At 61.0% G+C, this 18,201-nt stretch carries 17 protein-coding genes; 3 read left to right on the top strand and 14 right to left on the bottom strand.

Features of this window, described 5'->3' with window-relative positions:
• Window positions 1-401: 401 nt before the first annotated feature.
• The gene (locus AC3IP0_RS05590) at window positions 402-3,467 is read right to left on the bottom strand and encodes an efflux RND transporter permease subunit (protein WP_489318574.1); all 3,066 of its coding nucleotides are present in this window, start codon (window positions 3,465-3,467) and stop codon (window positions 402-404) included.
• Window positions 3,468-3,473: 6 nt separating this feature from the next.
• Window positions 3,474-4,574 carry an efflux RND transporter periplasmic adaptor subunit gene (locus tag AC3IP0_RS05585; protein WP_489318573.1) on the bottom strand — a complete coding sequence of 367 codons (1,101 nt, stop codon included), beginning with the start codon at window positions 4,572-4,574 and terminating at the stop codon, window positions 3,474-3,476.
• Window positions 4,575-4,667: 93 nt separating this feature from the next.
• On the opposite strand from AC3IP0_RS05585, the gene AC3IP0_RS05580 reads away from it, so the two are divergent.
• Complete coding sequence (locus AC3IP0_RS05580) at window positions 4,668-5,303, top strand: TetR/AcrR family transcriptional regulator (RefSeq protein ID WP_489326839.1); 636 nt, start codon at window positions 4,668-4,670, stop codon at window positions 5,301-5,303.
• 108 nt (window positions 5,304-5,411) lie between these two features.
• Here AC3IP0_RS05580 and AC3IP0_RS05575 read toward each other — a convergent pair whose 3' ends face one another.
• Window positions 5,412-6,194, bottom strand: coding sequence for a class I SAM-dependent methyltransferase (locus AC3IP0_RS05575; protein ID WP_489318571.1), 783 nt, complete (start codon window positions 6,192-6,194; stop codon window positions 5,412-5,414).
• Between the two features lie 93 nt (window positions 6,195-6,287).
• Here AC3IP0_RS05575 and AC3IP0_RS05570 point away from each other — a divergent pair, with 93 nt between their 5' ends.
• Window positions 6,288-6,908 (top strand): energy transducer TonB, encoded by a 621-nt coding sequence (locus AC3IP0_RS05570; protein ID WP_489318570.1) that lies wholly within the window; start codon window positions 6,288-6,290, stop codon window positions 6,906-6,908.
• Window positions 6,909-6,930: 22 nt separating this feature from the next.
• Here AC3IP0_RS05570 and AC3IP0_RS05565 read toward each other — a convergent pair whose 3' ends face one another.
• The 6 genes from AC3IP0_RS05565 to ppc form a co-directional block, all read right to left on the bottom strand.
• Window positions 6,931-7,752, bottom strand: a complete 822-nt coding sequence (locus AC3IP0_RS05565) for an isocitrate lyase/PEP mutase family protein (RefSeq protein ID WP_489318569.1) — start codon at window positions 7,750-7,752, stop codon at window positions 6,931-6,933.
• 34 nt (window positions 7,753-7,786) lie between these two features.
• Window positions 7,787-8,647, bottom strand: coding sequence for a DUF72 domain-containing protein (locus tag AC3IP0_RS05560; protein ID WP_489318568.1), 861 nt, complete (start codon window positions 8,645-8,647; stop codon window positions 7,787-7,789).
• Window positions 8,647-8,952 (bottom strand): hypothetical protein, encoded by a 306-nt coding sequence (locus AC3IP0_RS05555; RefSeq protein WP_489318567.1) that lies wholly within the window; start codon window positions 8,950-8,952, stop codon window positions 8,647-8,649. Before AC3IP0_RS05555 ends, AC3IP0_RS05560 begins: the two co-directional genes overlap by 1 nt.
• 218 nt (window positions 8,953-9,170) lie before the next feature.
• Window positions 9,171-9,845 (bottom strand): tRNA (adenosine(37)-N6)-threonylcarbamoyltransferase complex dimerization subunit type 1 TsaB, encoded by a 675-nt coding sequence (gene tsaB, locus AC3IP0_RS05550; RefSeq protein ID WP_489318566.1) that lies wholly within the window; start codon window positions 9,843-9,845, stop codon window positions 9,171-9,173.
• Window positions 9,846-9,939: 94 nt separating this feature from the next.
• Window positions 9,940-10,587, bottom strand: a complete 648-nt coding sequence (adk, locus tag AC3IP0_RS05545; protein WP_489326838.1) for an adenylate kinase — start codon at window positions 10,585-10,587, stop codon at window positions 9,940-9,942.
• Window positions 10,588-10,875: 288 nt separating this feature from the next.
• Window positions 10,876-13,506, bottom strand: a complete 2,631-nt coding sequence (ppc, locus tag AC3IP0_RS05540; RefSeq protein ID WP_489326837.1) for a phosphoenolpyruvate carboxylase — start codon at window positions 13,504-13,506, stop codon at window positions 10,876-10,878.
• A 201-nt stretch (window positions 13,507-13,707) separates the two neighbouring features.
• On the opposite strand from ppc, the gene AC3IP0_RS05535 reads away from it, so the two are divergent.
• Complete coding sequence (locus AC3IP0_RS05535; protein ID WP_150754222.1) at window positions 13,708-14,052, top strand: pilin assembly protein; 345 nt, start codon at window positions 13,708-13,710, stop codon at window positions 14,050-14,052.
• Window positions 14,053-14,088: 36 nt separating this feature from the next.
• Here AC3IP0_RS05535 and AC3IP0_RS05530 read toward each other — a convergent pair whose 3' ends face one another.
• The 5 genes from AC3IP0_RS05530 to AC3IP0_RS05510 all read right to left on the bottom strand — a co-directional run bounded on the left by AC3IP0_RS05530 (window position 14,089) and on the right by AC3IP0_RS05510 (window position 18,109).
• The gene (locus AC3IP0_RS05530; RefSeq protein WP_046041078.1) at window positions 14,089-14,418 is read right to left on the bottom strand and encodes a PA3694 family proteiin; all 330 of its coding nucleotides are present in this window, start codon (window positions 14,416-14,418) and stop codon (window positions 14,089-14,091) included.
• Window positions 14,415-15,329, bottom strand: coding sequence for an alpha/beta hydrolase (locus tag AC3IP0_RS05525; RefSeq protein WP_489318562.1), 915 nt, complete (start codon window positions 15,327-15,329; stop codon window positions 14,415-14,417). Before AC3IP0_RS05525 ends, AC3IP0_RS05530 begins: the two co-directional genes overlap by 4 nt.
• A gap of 146 nt (window positions 15,330-15,475) precedes the next feature.
• A complete protein-coding gene (locus AC3IP0_RS05520) occupies window positions 15,476-16,753 on the bottom strand; it encodes a flavohemoglobin expression-modulating QEGLA motif protein (protein ID WP_489318561.1) in 1,278 nt (425 codons plus the stop codon).
• 32 nt (window positions 16,754-16,785) lie between these two features.
• Window positions 16,786-17,340 carry a hypothetical protein gene (locus AC3IP0_RS05515; RefSeq protein WP_489318560.1) on the bottom strand — a complete coding sequence of 185 codons (555 nt, stop codon included), beginning with the start codon at window positions 17,338-17,340 and terminating at the stop codon, window positions 16,786-16,788.
• A 52-nt stretch (window positions 17,341-17,392) separates the two neighbouring features.
• Entirely contained in the window at window positions 17,393-18,109 is a 717-nt protein-coding gene (locus tag AC3IP0_RS05510) for a TetR/AcrR family transcriptional regulator (RefSeq protein ID WP_223532495.1), read from the bottom strand.
• Window positions 18,110-18,201: the final 92 nt, after the last annotated feature.

Here is an 18,201-nt window from a genome sequence, read left to right as displayed (position 1 = left end):
CACGCTTCTCACCACTCATCAGGCCGAGCGTTAGCTCGCCTGCAGCTCTTGATCTTGATCCACCCGCCCCCTCGGAAGGCTGAGTGGAGGTGTTCATCCGGGGATTGGCGCGCAGCGCCGTTCGACGCAGTCGAACTCATTGCATGTAGGTCGAAGCGAAGCCGACCGGAGGGCAATGCCCTCGGATGAATGCCGGAGCGAAGGAACGCCGAGCCTCAGCGAGGGGCCGTACGTAAGGGGCGAGCGCTTTTGGTTACTTTTAAGGCGCTTGTTAAAAGTGACTCGCCGTAAGGGCGAAACCCTAAGTGACCGTTACCGCAGCAATGGATATGTACTCATTCACACGGCCAACAAAAATCCCCATGAACCTGGTCGGCCCGAAGGCCGCCAAGGTCAACCCCTCAAACCGACTCTTTGCGAACCCGAAACCAGGCAGCATAAAGGGCAGGCAAAAACAGCAGCGTCAACGCCGTGGCCACAATCAACCCCCCCATGATCGCCACCGCCATCGGCCCGAAAAACACACTGCGCGACAACGGAATCATCGCCAACACCGCCGCCAGCGCCGTCAGCACAATCGGCCGGAACCGCCGCACCGTCGCCTCGATGATCGCCTGCCAAGGCTTGAGCCCCGCCGCGATATCCTGCTCGATCTGATCCACCAGAATCACCGAATTACGCATGATCATCCCGGACAACGCGATAGTCCCCAGCATGGCCACGAAACCGAACGGCTGACGGAACACCAACAGAAACAGCGTCACCCCGATCAACCCCAGCGGTGCGGTCAGGAACACCATCGCCGTGCGCGAGAAACTTCGCAGCTGCAGCATCAGCAAGGTCAACACCACCACGATGAACAGCGGCACCCCGGCCTTCACCGAGTTCTGTCCGCGCGCCGAGTCTTCCACCGTGCCGCCGACATCCAGCAAGTAGCCATCCGGCAATTCAGCGCGGATCGAATCGAGGGTCGGCATGATCTGCTGCACCAGCGTCGCCGGTTGCTCCTTGCCATAGATGTCGGCGCGAACCGTCACGTTAGGCAGGCGGTTACGGTGCCAGATGATGCCCTCCTCGAAGCCGTACTCCAGGGTCGCGATCTGCGACAGCGCGACACTGCGACCGTTATCGGTCGGCACTGCCAGGCTCGGCAGCAACGACAACTCGGTGCGCTCATGCAAGGTGCCGCGCAACAGGATCTCGATCAACTCGTTGTCTTCACGGTACTGGCTGACGCTGGAACCGGTCAGGGAGCTTTGCAGGAACCTCGACAGGTTCGCCGTGCTCACGCCCAGCGCCCGCGCACGGTCCTGATCGATGTTCAGGTACACCACCTTGCTCGGCTCTTCCCAATCCAGGTGGACGTTGACCACATGCGGGTTCTCGCGAACCTTGGCTGCGACTTTGCGCGCCAGCGCCCGCACTTCCTCGATGTGCTCCCCGGTCACGCGGAACTGCACCGGATAGCCAACCGGCGGACCGTTTTCCAGGCGCGTGACCCGCGAACGCAGAGCCGGGAATTGCTCGTTGAGGGTTGAGATCAACCAGGTGCGCAGGGCTTCCCGTTCTTCGATGGTTTTCGCCAGGACGACAAACTGGGCGAAGCTCGCCGCCGGCAGTTGCTGATCCAGCGGCAGGTAGAAACGCGGCGAACCGGTACCGACATAGGCTACGTAATTGTCGATCCCGGCCTTGTCCTTGAGCAGCACTTCGAGGCGTTTGACCTCGTCGGCGGTGTTGCTCAGCGAAGCGCCTTCGGCCAGTTTCAGGTCGACCATCAACTCCAGGCGACCCGATGCCGGGAAGAACTGCTGCGGCACAAAGCGGAACAGCACGATAGAGCCAATGAACAACAGCACGGTCGCCAGGATCACGGTTTTGCGCCAGCGCACGCACCACTCCACCAGACGCCGGACGCGCTGATAAAACGGCGTGCCATACGGATCGGGCTGGCCGGCACCGTGCTTGGCGGCATGAATCTTCGCCAGGTCCGGCAGGAGTTTTTCCCCGAGGTACGGCACGAACACCACCGCGGCCACCCACGACGCCAACAGCGCGATGGTGACCACCTCGAAGATCGAACGGGTGTATTCACCAGTGCCCGATTGCGCCGTGGCAATCGGCAGGAAGCCGGCCGCGGTGATCAGCGTACCGGTGAGCATCGGGAACGCAGTACTGGTCCAGGCATAACTCGCGGCTTTGACCCGGTCGAAGCCCTGCTCCATTTTGATCGCCATCATTTCCACGGCGATGATCGCGTCGTCCACCAGCAAACCCAGGGCCAGTACCAGCGCGCCGAGGGAGATCTTGTGCAGGCCGATGCCGAGGTAATACATGCAGGCGAACGTCATCGCCAGCACCAGCGGAATCGCCAGGGCCACCACCATGCCGGTGCGCACGCCGAGGGAGAAGAAGCTCACCAGCAACACAATGGCCAGCGCCTCGACCAGCACTTGCACGAACTCGCCGACACCGGTTTTCACCGCCGCCGGTTGGTCGGAGACTTTGCGTAGCTGCATACCGGCCGGGAGGTTTTTCTGGATGCGGGCGAACTCGATTTCCAGCGCCTTGCCCAGCACCAGAATGTCACCGCCGTCCTTCATCGCCACCGCGAGGCCAATGGCGTCTTGCGCCATGAAGCGCATGCGCGGCGCCGGTGGGTCATTGAAACCACGGCGCACGTCGGCCACGTCGGAGATGCGGAAGGTGCGATCACCGACGCGGATCGGGAAGTTCTTGATCTCGTCGACCGTCTGAAAATTCCCCGTCACCCGTAGCTGCAATCGCTCGCTGCTGGTTTCGAAGAAACCTGCCGTGGACACCGCGTTCTGTTCTTCAAGGGCTTGCTGGACGACAGCCAGCGGCAAGCCGAGGGTGGCGAGCTTGACGTTGGAGAGTTCGATCCAGACTTTCTCGTCCTGCAACCCCAGCAGTTCGACCTTGCCCACATCCTTGACCCGTTGCAGCTGGATCTGGATGCGGTCGGCGTAATCCTTGAGCACGGCGTAGTCGAAGCCCTCGCCGGTCAGGGCGTAGATATTGCCGAAAGTGGTGCCGAATTCATCGTTGAAGAACGGCCCCTGAATTCCCGGCGGCAAGGTATGACGGATGTCGCTGATCTTCTTGCGCACCTGATACCAGAGCTCCGGGATCTCCACCGAGTGCATGGAGTCGCGAGCGATGAAGGTCACCTGGGATTCGCCGGGGCGAGAGAACGACACGATCCGGTCATATTCGCCGGTTTCCATCAGCTTCTTTTCGATGCGTTCGGTGACCTGGCGCGAGACTTCCTCGGCGGTCGCCCCCGGCCAGTTGGTGCGAATCACCATGGCCTTGAAGGTGAACGGCGGATCCTCGCTCTGGCCGAGCTTGGTGTAGGAAAGTGCGCCGACAACCGCCAGCAACAGCATCAGGAACAGGACGATCTGGCGATTACGCAGCGCCCATTCGGAAACGTTGAAGCGCATCGGGGCTTACTCCTTGTCCGCCAGATTGACCACGCGATTGGAGCGATCCACCGGGCGCACCTGCTGCCCTTCGAGAAGCACATGGACACCGGCGGCCACCACCCAGTCGCTGGCGTTGAGCCCTTCAAGCACCGGTACGGTTTTCTCGCCAAAGGCACCGATCCGCACCGGGGCCTTTTTCAAGGTGTTATTGGCGCTGACGATCCAGACATAGGTCACGCCGTTTTCCGCCGTCAGCGCAGACAGCGGAACGGACAATGGAACCACGTCGGCGGCCTGCACGAACACTCGGGCACTCTGGCCCAGTTCGACAGGAACCTTGCCGGAACTGAAGGCAATGCGAGCCGCGAAGGTACGCGATTTTGGATCAGCCGATGGCGACAGTTCACGGATACGCCCTTCGAATCGCTGATCGGGTTGGGTCCAGAGTTCCACCGACACCGGCTCACCGACCTTGAAGCGGCCGAAGTTCTGCTCCGGCAGGCTGATCAAGACTTCACGCTCGCCATCGGTTGCCAGTGTGAACACCGTTTGCCCGGCAGCCACGACTTGCCCGACTTCCACCAGGCGCTTGGCCACGACGCCGTCCTGCGGCGCACGCAACACGGCGTAGCTGGCCTGGTTATTGGAAACGTTGAATTCGGCTTTGATTTGCTTGAGGCGCGCTTCGCCGGAGCGGTAGAGGTTTTCGGCGTTGTCGTACTGCGAGCGGCTGACCATTTGGCGCTCCATCAGGGTCTTGTAGCGATCACGTTCGGAACGCACGAGGTTCAGGTTGGCTTCAGCGGCGGCAACCTGGGCCCGGGTGGCTTCCAGTTGCAGGCGCACGTCCTGGGGGTCGAGCTCCGCCAAGGGTTGATCGGCCTTGACCCGCTGCCCCTCCTCGACCAGTCGTCGGCTGACTTTGCCGCCGATACGGAACGCCAGGTCCGGCTCATACCGCGCGCGAACTTCACCGGGATAGCTTTCCATGGCCTGCGCCGAAGGCTCTGGCTGGACCACCATGGCCGGGCGCACGCTAACCTGCGACGCCTCTTCATGACCGCACGCAGACAATAAAAAAGCCAGGGTGACTGGCAACGCGAGGGGCAAGGCATAGCGGAACATGGTGAAGGACCTTTCGCTAATGGTGCTTTGAATAATTATACTGAGCAGTATGTTATTAATAGCAAACTCACCAGTCCAGTAATAAAAACGAATATGCCAAACAATCTTTCAGCACCTAATGGCCCAGGCAGACCCAAGGATCTGGTCAAGCGCCGGGCGATTCTCGATGCGGCCAAAGCGCTGTTTCTGAGTAAGGGTTATGCCAATACCAGCATGGATGCCGTCGCGGCCGAGGCCGGTGTGTCGAAGCTGACGGTCTATAGCCACTTCAACGACAAGGAGACATTGTTCTCCGCCGCTGTGGTGGCCAAGTGCGAGGAACAGTTGCCACCGCTGTTCTTCGAACTGCCGGAAGGCGTGGCCGTGGAAACCGTGCTGCTGAACATCGCGCGCGGTTTTCATCATCTGATCAACAGTGATGAATCAGTGAACCTGCACCGTTTGATGATGACCCTGGGCAGCCAGGACCCTAAGCTGTCGCAGATATTCTTCGAAGCCGGGCCGGAGCGCATGCTGCATGGGATGGAGCGCCTGCTGAGCAAGATCGATGAAAGTAGTGTGCTACGCATCGACAAGCCGCACAACGCGGCCGAGCACTTCTTCTGCCTGCTCAAGGGCGCCGGGAATTTCCGTTTGCTGTATGGCTGCGGAGAACCGCTGGTTGGCGAAGAGGCGGAGAGCCATGTGCGGGAAGTGGTGGGGTTGTTTATGCGGGCTTATCGGCCCTGATTAAAATAGAAAAAGTGTTGCTTGCAAAGAGATCGCAGCCTGCGGCAGCTCCTACAGGATCGGGTTCACATCGCCCGGATGTAGGAGCTGCCGAAGGCTGCGATCTGTTCAGGGCTTCAACGCTTTTTTCGGATAGATGTCATACCGACTGGACTTGCCATCCAGCGCATGACTCGGTTTCGGCCCGTCGATGCACGGCGCCTTGCGCGGACGCTTGACCACCACCCGGTGGCTGGCCAGGGCCAACGCGGCCTCAAGCAATGCCGGCGCATCCGGGTCATCGCCCACCAGCGGCCGAAACAGGCGCATTTCCTTCTTCACCAGCGCGGTTTTCTCACGGTGCGGGAACATCGGGTCAAGGTAGATCACCTGGGGCGGTTCGCCCTCCCAGTTGCGCATGACCTCGATCGAATTGCCCTTGAGCAAGCGCATGCGCGCCACGATCGGCGCCACCTCGAAATCTTCCGCGCCACGGGCCAGGCCGTCCTCCAGCAAGGCACCGATCAGCGGCTGACGCTCGATCAGGCTCATCTCGCAACCGAGGCTGGCCAGCACGAACGCGTCCTTGCCCAGCCCCGCCGTGGCGTCCAGCACCCGCGGGCGCACACCTTGGGCGACGCCAACGGCCTTGGCGATCATTTGTCCGCTGCCACCGCCGTACAACCGGCGATGGGCCGCACCGCCTTCGACGAAGTCCACCCGCACCGGGCCGGGCGCATCCGGCCCCAGCTGTTGCAACTGCAATCCCTGGTCGCCTACCTGCAAGGCAAATTCGCCGTCCGCCACTTGCATTGGCAAGCCCAGGCGCTCGGCCCATTGCTCGGCTTGTGGCTCGAAAGCCGCGTCGAGGGCCTGGACATGGATGCGGCAGGCCGCAGGTTGATCAATCATCGGAAAACACGCTCAAAAAATTAATGATCGGCAAAAACTGCCGATAACAAAACTATCGAGCATTTTGCCAGAGCTGAGCGTCGACCGAGAGAAATGTCAGACATTCAACCCACAATCACAGGTTTTATCTCGCCCTACGGCGACTACAACCTGCGAAACACCCAGGCACTGAGCGGCGTCAGCCACATCTGGCAGGATTTCTTTGCCCGAGCGCTGGCCGAACAGTCGGGTGAAGTGCTGCCGCAATCCCTGAATTTTCCACCGGTCGACCTCGAAAGTCCTGTTGAACCCACGGTCGGCAGCGACCTGCTGGCGCACATCGTGTCCCAGCGCGAGTGCGACGTGAAGGACAACGTAATCCGCCCGCCCGAGCCGCTGTTCCTGCCGATTGCCGAATTCGAAATGGACCTGGCCGACAAACCGTCCCCCCCGTTCCCCGCGGATGAAATCGTCGCTCAGCAAAAACAGCAGGACTTCGAAAGCGGCTGGGTTCGCCCGATCGTATTGAACGCCAGTCAGCCGGTGCCAGAAGCTGGCCCTGCACCGCAAGCGCGTCCGCTGCACCTGCCCATCGCCGAGTTCGAACTCGATCTGCTCGACAAGCCGTTCCCGCCGTTCTCGCCAGAAGAACGGGTGGAGCAGCAGAAACAACTCGATTTCGACAATGGCTGGGCGCGCCCAATCATCCTGCAGAACCTGCGCATCGCCGCCTGATCCTCAACCGCGCCCTCTTCCCTCAGCCTTTGAAAAACTGATTGGCCTTCTGATACGGCATCGACCGGGACGTGAAACCGAACGTGCCTGACGTCTGGATTTCTTCGGCGGCGCGGAAGAATTCACCATAGGCCGCCAATGCCAGCGCCGAGCCCACGCTAATGCGTTTGACGCCCATCTCACCCAACTGCGCGACCGTCAGCTTCAAGCCGCCCGACATCAACACATTCACCGGTTTGGGCGCCACGGCGCGCACCACCGCCAGCACATCCTCAGCGCTGCGCAGGCCGGGTGCGTAGAGCACATCGGCACCGGCCTCGGCGAATGCCTGCAAGCGGCGGATGGTGTCGGCCAGATCAGGCTTGCCGTGCAGGAAGTTTTCCGCCCGGGCAGTCAACGTAAAGTGGAACGGCAGACTGCGAGCGGCCGCCACAGCGGCTTCGATGCGCGCCACGGCGTGTTCGAAACAGTAGATCGGGCCTTCTTCGCGGCCGGTGGCATCTTCGATCGAACCACCGACGGCTCCGGCCTCTGCCGCGCGTAAGATACTTTTCGCGCAGTCGGCCGGGTTGTCGGCAAAGCCGTTTTCCAGGTCCACGGCAACCGGCAGGTCGGTGGCGGCGACAATCGCCTGAACGTTCATCAGGGTATCGTCGAGGGTCAGTCCGCCATCGGCACGACCCTGGGAAAAGGCATAACCGGCACTGGTGGTCGCCAGCGCCTCGAAGCCGAGGCTGGCGAGCATTTTCGCTGAACCGGCATCCCACGGATTGGGAATCACAAAAGCCCCGGGGCGTTCGTGAAGGGCTTTGAACGCCTGGGCTCGAAGGGTTTGCGCATCCATTGGGCAGGCTCCTGAAGAGGGAAAAGAGTCCGCCTCAGAGCAGGCCAAGTTGCTCGGCGACGGGCTCTCTGTATAGCTCAGGCAGCGCCGGCAAGCCAGGCAAACGCAGCATCAGCCGGGCGTGAAAACGCTGCGCCAGTTTCGCGGCCAGCAGGTTGTCGGCCGTGTGCAGGAAGATGTACGGAGTTCGGCCTACTTCGATCCATAACGCGATTTTCTCGACCCATGGCTCCAGGAACGCATCGTTGGCCTCAAGCGTCGGATGGCCGATAAAACGCACCTGCGGGAATTGCGTGAATGCCGCAGGGCGCGGCGGCACACGGGGTTTCTTCGATTGGGCGTGGAGCACCGAGGGCTCGGTCGAGGTGCAACTGAACAGCGCACGGGGATCGAGACAGATACGTTCGACTCCGCGATCCAGCAGCAGGCGGTTGAGCATGCGTTCGCTGTCACCCTTGGCGAAAAACTCGTCATGCCGCACTTCCACGGCCAGAGGTCGCTGCAGGGCATCGATAAACCCGGCCAGCTCAGGCAAACGTTGGGGCGTGAAGCTTTTCGACAGTTGCAACCACAACGGCGACACGCGCTCACCCAACGGGCTGAGCAATTGCAGGAAGGTTTCGGCGGCGGTCAACTGCTCGCGCAGATCGCCACCGTGGCTGATCTCCCCGGGAAACTTGGCGGTGAAGCGAAAGTGTTCGGGCATGGTCTCGGCCCAACGCTGCACGGTGCTGGCAGCCGGGCTCGCGTAGAAGGTCGTGTTGCCTTCCACGGCATTGAAAACCTGGCAATAGAGATCAAGAAAATCGGCGGGTCTGGATTCCGGCGGATACAGGTAGTCGCGCCAGGCGTTTTCGCTCCAGGACGGACAACCGAGGTAATACGGCAGCAACATCAGATGTACAGGTCGAGACCCAGCACATCCGCTTCCCAATCGACGAAACCGGCGGTGCTCAGGTAGCTGGCCAGGGCTGTCGCCACGCTTTTGCTCATGGCACGGTGGTAAATCAGGTCTTGCTGACGGGCGGGAAGATTGCTCAGTTTTTGCGCAGAGGCTTTGGCGGCGCGGGCAGCCAGTTGCTCTTCAGTCGGGAATTCCAGCTCGCCTTCGATATCAATGGCGTCGTCTTCCACCACGCGGCCTTTGCGAAGTTTGCGCTTGATGGGGTAGGACTGAGAGGAAACGCCGTCTATACGCATACGTGCATACTCGGAATCAGTGATGGCAGTTTAGTGGCGCAAAACCCACTTCGCAAACCGCCGAGTGATAACTAGAACACATAAAAGGCAAAAGGTTTAAAAGCTGAGGTTAGAAAAAGACGATTGGTGGTGCCTGGAAAAGATCGCAGCCTGCGGCAGCTCCTACAGGGAAATGCGATCTTCTGTAGGAGCTGCCGCAGGCTGCGATCTGTAAAGGCTTAACGCGCCTTGGGCGTCGCCACCTTGTCACGCAGATATACCGGCTGCGCCTCATCGGCCACGATCGCCTCGCCGCGTTCCCAGGCAAATCGCGCCAGGGTCAGCAGGTCTGCGGCGTGTGGCAACATGCCCGCGTCCTGCCCGCTCAGGCTGACAGCGATACGCTCGCCATAACCCCAACCGGTGCCCGCGCCGAACCATTCGCCGTCGGCATCGGCCGGCAATCCAGCGGACTCCGGCGGCAGTACCGCTTCCGCACCCACCAGGCACATCTCCCCGGCCGTTTCGCGGTAGCAACCCCAATACACTTCATCCATGCGTGCATCGATGGCGGCGGCGACCTGAGTGGCGCCGTGTTCGCGCAGCGCACGTTGCGCCAGCACAGCCAGGTTCGACACCGGCAGCACCGGACGATCCAGGGCAAACGCCAGGCCTTGCACCACGCCGATGGCAATGCGCACGCCAGTGAAGGCACCCGGGCCACGGCCGAACGCGATGGCATCGACCGCTTGCAGCGTGGTGCCCGCATCGGCCAGCAATTGCTTGATCATCGGCAACAGCTTTTGCGCGTGCAGGCGCGGGATCACCTCGTAATGGCTCGTGACCTTGCCGTCATGCAGCAAGGCAACGGAGCAAGCTTCAGTCGCGGTGTCCAGGGCCAGCAAGGTGCTCATCGATGTATCCACAAGAGAGATCAGAAAAAAGTGCGTCAGTATAAACAACTACGGCCCGCAAGCGGGCCGTGGATGATGCAGCGGATCAGGTTTTTCAGCTCAGGGCTGCAAGCACCTTGGCGGTGATCGCTTCAACCGAACCGACGCCTTCGATGTGGCTGTACTTCGGTTTGCCATTGGCAGCCGACAGCGTCTGGTAGAACTCCACCAGCGGCTTGGTCTGGGAGTGGTAGACCGACAGGCGATGACGCACGGTTTCTTCGGTGTCGTCCTTGCGCTGAACCAGCTCTTCACCGGTGACGTCGTCAATGCCAGCCACTTTCGGCGGGTTGTAGACGATGTGGTACACGCGGCCGCTGGCCTCGTGAACACGGCGACCGGCGATACGCTGGACGATTTCTTCGTCTTCAACGGCGATTTCAACCACGGCATCCAGTTCAACGCCGGCAGTCACCAGGGCTTCAGCCTGGGGAATGGTGCGCGGGAAGCCGTCGAACAGGAAACCGTTGGCGCAGTCGGACTGGGCGATGCGGTCTTTGACCAGTGCGATGATCAGGTCATCGGACACCAGGCCGCCGGCATCCATGATGCTCTTGGCCTTGATGCCCAGTTCGGTGCCGGCCTTGACCGCTGCACGCAACATGTCGCCGGTGGAGATTTGCGGAATGCCGAATTTTTCGGTGATGTACTTAGCCTGAGTACCTTTACCGGCCCCGGGAGCTCCCAGCAGAATGACGCGCATCGATGTGCTCCTCAATTTTTTATATGGATAACGTCAGATTCGCCTCGTGGGGCCAATCTCAAAAATAGGGTCGTGACCGCCCAAACGGTCAAAGGCTGATCAAGATACACAGCAGGCTGCGCCCACACAAGACGCCAAAAGTCGGAGAAACCGCTGCCTCTTGCGACCATTGCGCACAGTTTCCCAAGTCGCAACCCCATCATTAACTGTCGCCTGACAGCACTTTTCAACCCGTCATATGGCGGCATCCGACTCACCTGCCGGATGCCTGACCCCACGGCAAAAACCTTAGCCGGTGTTACGCAAACCGGCGGCAATCCCCGCCACAGACACCAGCAAGGCCTGTTCTACCGGGCTGCCCTGCGCCACGTCCTGCACTCTTGAACGGGCCAGCAACTCGGCCTGCAATAGATGAAGCGGGTCGAGGTAGGTGTTGCGCAAGCGGATGAACTCAAGGGTCGCTGGGCTATGTGCCAGCAGCTGCGACTGCCCGGTCAGGCCGAGAACGATGGTGCACGCCTGCGACAATAGGTCGCGTAAGTGCGCACCCAATGGCAACAGATTCGGCTCCACCAGACGCTCATCGTAGGACTGCGCAATATCGGCATCGGCCTTGGCCAGGACCATTTCGAGCATGTCGATGCGGGTGCGGAAGAACGGCCACTGCTCGCGCATTTGCCCCAGCAGTTCGCCTTCGCCACGCTCCAGCGCCTTGCTCAGGGCCGCCTCCCAACCCAGCCAGGCCGGCAGCATCAGGCGTGTCTGGGTCCAGCCGAAGATCCACGGAATCGCCCGCAGGCTTTCGATCCCCCCGGCCCGGCGCTTGGCCGGACGACTGCCCAGCGGCAAACGACCGAGTTCCTGTTCCGGCGTGGACTGGCGGAAATACTCCACGAACTGCGGGTTTTCCCGCACCACGGCGCGGTAGGCGCTGACACCATCCGCGGCCAGTTCGTCCATCAAATGGCGCCACTCAGGCGTAGGTGGCGGCGGAGGCAGCAAAGTCGCCTCCAGCACGGCGGCCAGGTACAGATTGAGATTTTGCTCGGCGATGTCCGGCAGGCCGAACTTGAATCGAATCATTTCGCCCTGTTCAGTGGTGCGGAAACGCCCCGCCACCGAACCCGGTGGCTGCGACAGGATCGCCGCATGGGCCGGGCCGCCGCCTCGCCCCACGGTGCCACCGCGACCGTGGAACAACAGCAGCTCGACTTGTTGTTCGCGGCAGATATCCACCAGGCGCTCCTGCGCCCGGTACTGCGCCCAGGCCGCCGCGGTGGTGCCGGCGTCCTTGGCCGAGTCGGAGTAGCCGATCATCACTTCCTGCGGCCCTTGCAGGCGTGCGCGATAGCCCGGCAACAGCAGCAGCTTCTCGATCACCGGCCCCGCGTTGTCGAGGTCGGCCAGGGTTTCGAACAGCGGCACCACGCGCATCGGCCGCAACACGCCGGACTCTTTGAGCAACAACTGCACGGCGAGTACATCGGAAGCCGCACCGGCCATGGAAATCACATAGGAACCGAGGGACGCCTGCGGCGCAGCGGCGATTTCCCGGCAGGTCGCCAGCACCTCGGCGGTGTCGGCAGAAGGCTTGAAGTACGTCGGCAACAGGGGACGACGATTGCTCAATTCGCGCATCAGGAAGGCGATACGCTCTTCCTCGCTCCAGTCCTCGTAGCGACCCAGGCCGAGGTAGTCGGTGATTTCGGTCATCGCCGCGGTGTGCCGCGACGAGTCCTGGCGTACATCCAGACGAACCAGGAACAGACCGAATGTCACTGCCCGCCGCAGGCAATCGAGCAGCGGCCCGTCGGCGATCACGCCCATGCCGCACTCGTGCAGGGAGTGGTAGCAAAGCTCCAGTGGATCGAGCAGTTCGCGGTTGTCTTGCAGCACGTCGGCGGGTGCCGGCGCTGGCGTCGACAACGCGGCGTGTGCCCAGTTACGCGTTGCCCGCAGGCGATCGCGCAGCTGTTTGAGCACTGCCCGGTACGGTTCGGCGCTGTCTCCCGCCTTGGCCTTCAACTCATCGCTGGCCTGCTGCATCGACAGTTCAGCGGCAAGGCGATCGACATCGCGCAGGTACAAATCGGCCGCCATCCAGCGCGCCAACAGTAAAACTTCCCGGGTAACAGCCGCCGTCACGTTCGGGTTGCCGTCGCGGTCGCCGCCCATCCACGAGGCAAAGCGAATCGGTGCCGCCTCCAGTGGCAAGCGCAGGCCGGTGGCGGCGTACAGGGCCTGATCGGCCTTGCGCAGGTAATTGGGAATGGCCTGCCACAGCGAATGCTCGATCACCGCGAAACCCCACTTGGCTTCGTCCACCGGCGTCGGGCGCGTGCGGCGGATTTCCTCGGTGTGCCAGGCTTCGGCGATCAGGCGTTGCAAGGTGGTCTTGATCTGCTCGCGCTCGGCACTGGTCAAGTCACGGTGATCCTGAGCCGCCAGTTGCGCGGCGATGGCGTCGTACTTCTGGATCAGTGTGCGGCGTGCAACTTCGGTAGGGTGCGCCGTGAGTACCAGCTCGATCTCCAGCCGGCCCAGTTGCCGGGCCAGCGCGTCGGCGCCATGTCCCTCGGCGCGCAGGCGTGCGAGCAACTCCGGCAGCACCCGGGATTCGAACGGCGCTTCCTGGGATTCCTCGCGGCGGTGAATCAACTGATATTGCTCGGCGATGTTCGCCAGGTTGAGAAACTGGTTGAACGCCCGCGCCACCGGCAGCAATTCGTCTTCGCTCAGCTGATTGAGGCTGGCGCTGAGTTCGGCGTCCATGGAGCCGCGCCGGTCAGCCTTGGCGCCCTTGCGGATCTGCTCGATCTTGTCGAGAAAACCATCGCCATATTGCTCACGAATGGTGTTGCCCAACAGCTCACCCAACAGGTGAACGTCCTCGCGCAAGCGTGCATCAATATCGGTCATCAGCAGGTCTCCAGCAAAAATCCGGGCGGCTAAGAACCTAGAGAGTGCCGCCCCAGACAGGTTCTTACAAGCAAGACGACGAAGGGCCTTTAAACCTTGCCTGTTGAGGCTAGTCTGAACGGTAAGCCGTACAACGGTTGTCACCGGCCAGTGCCGGACACTCACCCTGCCTGCCACGAGCGGGCGCGCAATGAGGTCAATATGAAAATCCGCGAGCTTGCCCACCACTGGGAAGAAAACGCCAAGGGTCGCCTGACCGACACTGGCTACTCGATTCATCTGGACGTGGAGTCTGCCGCACGCCTGGCCGCGCTCGTCGAGATGTACCCCAAGCGGCATCCCGAAGAACTGCTCGGCGATCTGATCGGCGCCGCACTGGAAGAGCTGGAAAGAAGCTTCCCGTACGTCAAAGGCACGACCGTGGTCGCCACCGATGAAGAAGGCGATCCGCTGTACGAAGACATCGGGCCGACCCCGCGTTTTCTGGCGCTGTCCCGTCGGCATTTGCATGACTTGTCGATGCCTGACGACAAACAGAAACACTGATTTTCCACAGGGGGACTTTGATAGCCACAGACTGGTTTACTGCTCCAGCTTCTGCGGTGTCTCCTGCCCCATGCAGCGCACGGCTTTTTTCTTGCTGTCGACCAGCACGCCGGTCAGGCCTTTCTGTTCCATGTCGAACAGCACCAGCACGCCATCGATGCACTGTGCCACTTGGGCGGCCGGCTCCAGGGAGACTTTGTAGTCTTCACCCGGCACGGTCTTGAGCATGGTGAATTCGTTGAGCAGCAACGCATCCTCTGGCTTGGCGAAGTGCAGGTAGCCGTACCACCACAGGGCACCGACGGTGCCGAGGATGCTGCAGATACCGGTGATGATCAGCGGGATGGCGTTACGTTCTTCACTCATTGCGGACTCTCTGGTGGTTCGGTTTCTGAATTCGGGGGTGCCGGATAGTTGGGAATTTCACCCAGGCGGCGCAGGCCGTTGAAATGTTGCGGGTCATCGAGATAACGCAGCATGACCTTGCGCCAGACCGGGTCGGCGAACGTCTGCACATGACCGCCACGGGTCAGTTGCAGCACCCGTGGCGGCGGCGCAGCTTGATACAGTCGGATGCCGTTGGAAAGAGGCACGATAGGATCGTCGATGCTGTGGTAGATCAGTTTCGGCACGTCCTTGAGTTGCGCCATGGAGTTGATCGCGCTGTCGCCGTCCGGCACCAGCCACGACAACGGCACCTGCACCGGCCAGGTCAACCATGAAGTACTCAAGGCAAACTGACCGATGCTTCGGTAACTGGCGGGCACACCGTCGAGGACAATAGCCTTCAGTTGTTTCTGCCGTTCCGGGTGCTGGACCAGGTAATGCACGGCCATCGAGCCACCGAGGCTCTGGCCGAGCAGGATCAGCGGCTTGCCTTTGACCTCCGGTGCCTGGTCGAGCCATTTGAAGGCCGCATCGATGTCCTGATAGATCGCCGGCAGGCTGGGTTCACCTTCGGACAGGCCATAACCGCGATAGTCCACAAGCAACACCTGGTAACCATTTTTCGGCAACCAAAAGCTCCCGCCCAAGTGCATGGGCAGGTTTCCGCCGTTGCCGTGCAGGTGCAGCACCGTGCCTTTGACCTCGACCCCCTTCTTCGCCGGCAGCCACCAGGCATTCAGCTTGAGACCATCGGCCGTGTTCAAGGTGACGGTGCGGTATTCGAGCCCGGCCTTTTCCGGTGTGAACAACTGGCCGGGCTCGGGGTAGAACAGCAGTGAACTGCAACCGGTCAAGGTCAGGAGAAGGCAGAGGACGCCGAGGATTCTCATCCGTTGAAACCTCGCAGCGAAGATTGGAATACATACCCCTGTGGGAGCGGGCTTGCTCGCGAATGCGGATTAACATTCAACATCTCAGTTGGCTGACACACCGCTTTCGCGAGCAAGCCCGCTCCCTCATTTGGATCTCACCAGCCTTAAAGGATGTTGGAGTAATCCGCCTCGATCCGGTCCAGGCTCAGGTGGTTGAGGAAGTTGGAGAAGCACATCCACGCCGACAGCGCGTTCAGGTCACGGAACTGATCCGGCAAATACTTCGGTGGCACCACCAGCCCTTCATCCACCAACTGGCGCAAGGTGCGCATGTCTTCCAGCGTGGTCTTGCCGCAAAACAGCAGCGGTATCTGCTCAAGCTTGCCTTTACGCACGGCCAACTGAATGTAGTTGTAAACCATGATAAAGCCCTTGAGGTAGGACAAGTCTTTGGTAAATGGCAGACCTGTCGGCACCGAGCCGCGGAAAACGCGACTGGCGTTGCTGTAGCTCTCGGGCATTTCGAAGCCTTGCTCGCGGAAGAACTCGAACACCTGCAGGAAGTCGGCGCCCTCCTCCACCATGTGAATGGCGCGGGTGCGGTTGGTCAGTTTGCGCAGACGACTCGGGTACGAGGCGAAGGTGATTATTTCCATCAGGATCGCCAGGCCTTCCTGGGTCACGGTCGACGAGGGCGGCCCCTTGGAGAGGAAGGTGCAGATCGGCTGGTTCAGGCCGTTGAGGGTGGTGCCGACATGCACCAACCCTTCATGGACTTCCAGCGCCCGCACATCGCGGTCGTTGAACATCGCGTCGGCGCGGATCTTGATGTAGTCGGCGCCCGCCGCCGCATCGGCGACGATCCCGTCGGACTCGAACACCCGAATGGTTTCCTCGGCCTCGCCGAACACCTTGTTCAAGCGGTGTTGCAGCAGGTTGACGGCATCTTTGGCGGTCAACGTCTTCGGCTCATCCTTGAGGTCGCCACGACCGTCGATGTTGTTCAGGTATTCGGACAACATCATGCCCAGGTCGGACAGCGTCGGGTCACCGGCGTGGAACGCGTCGGACGCGGCGCCGTACAACTCCTGGGAGATCAGGCCGAAATCCTCGGTGCCACGCGCTTCGAGCATGCGCACCACCATGCGGTATTCCTTGCACATGCGGCGCATGATCTGGCCGACCGGGTTGAACTGACCGAGCTGGCGGGTGATGTCGCGCTCGATGTTCTGGAACTCCAGCTTCACTTTGCTGGAATCGAACGCCAACGGCCGGTTGAGATAGTAGTCGCGATCCACCGCCGGCATTTCCTTGCCCTTGGCCTTGAGGAAACCCTTACGAATGTTGTCGTCCCACTTGACCGCATCGAGAACGCGGATCGGCGTCTGCGCCAGCACGATGCGATCGGATAAAATGCGTATCGACTGTTGGTAATCGTCCACCCGAAACTCCTGTAGAAACCTGTTTGTGCTGCTTATTTGGCTTTGGCCTGACGCTGGTAGCGTACGGCTTCGACGAACACATCGGAATTGGCCGGGTCGTCTAGGTAGGCGGCGACTTGATCCATGTGGCTGTCGATCAATACGCCATCGCCGTCGTGGGTCTGGAAGCTTTCACCGCTCAGGGCTTTTTGCTTCATGGCCTGGTTGATCTGGTCGAGGTCGAGGTTGTAGACCACCAGCTCATGCTTGTCGGTCAGTTCAAACCCGCCAATGGTGAAATGCCCGCCGAACTGCGCCGGCACCTTCGCCGACAGATACCAGCGGTTGCCATGGCGCGTCACTGTGAAGGGATAGGCCTCCCGTTCCCTGGGCCTGGTCCGGTAATAGCTGACAGCCTGATAGCGGTTGTCGCCGATGCGGGTCAGTTCGAGGTTGAGCGGTTCGCCCCAGGCATTGGTGCTGGTCCATTTACCGAGCAATCCCTTGGGCGCGGGTTCGCTGACAGGCAGCGGTTCCTTGAAGGTCACCAGACAGCCACTGAGCAGCAGGAACGACAAGGCGATCACAACGACACGCCAGGCTTTCATTCAATACTCCCTATGAACATACCGCTCCTACAGGGTTAACTCGTGCCCGGAATCACACCGACGCCAGCACCAGGTGCATGTAGCGCGTCAGGATGCCGAGCATTTCCTCTTCGGCGGCAGGCTCGTCTACGTTGAGCAGGCCCTGATATTCCATCCGGCCGATAATCGCCGTCAACACCTTGGCATCCTGATGCGGCTCGCGCGAGCCCAGCACCTGGAACAGCTGGCAAGAGCCCTGCAACAGGATTTGCTGATGCGAGCGCACCAGTTCGGCCAGGCGCGGGTTGAGCAATGCCTCCTGACGGAACGCCTGCTCGGCCATCAAATGTTCGCGGCGATTGACCAGTTGCCGGTGAACGTAATCGGTCATCAGCCGTGCAATGTCGTCCGCCAGTTTCGAGCGTGCCTGCGGGCTGCCATCGCCCCTGTCGATCATGTCGCGCAGCAGGCCCTCGTTGTTCACCCAAAGCTTGCCCATGTACGCCGCACTGCGTTCCACGTATTGGGCGAAGGTATCGGTGAGCAGGTCATCGATATCCTTGAAATAGTAAGTGGTCGCCGACAACGGCACTTGTGCCTCGGCGGCCACCGCACGGTGCCGGACCGCGCGCACGCCATCGCGCACGACAATGCGCATGGCGGCATCCAGGATTTCCTGTCGTCGCTGTTCGCTGCCCTGTCGGCTGGCCTTGCGGCCCTGGTACTGAACGCTTTCAGCGACCGCAGTGGCGATACCCGCTGCACCTTCTTGAGCTATTGCACGAATCACGACAGGTATTTCCTCTCAGATGAAAGTAACAAGTTGATACGTTTGTACCAGACAGGCAATAAAAAGCCGCCTCAAAGGCGGCTTTTTATTTG

Source organism: Pseudomonas sp. GL_103 (assembly GCF_057835175.1).
The sequence above is the reverse complement of the archived record's forward strand: the minus strand, read 5'-3'. Positions and strand labels throughout refer to the sequence as shown.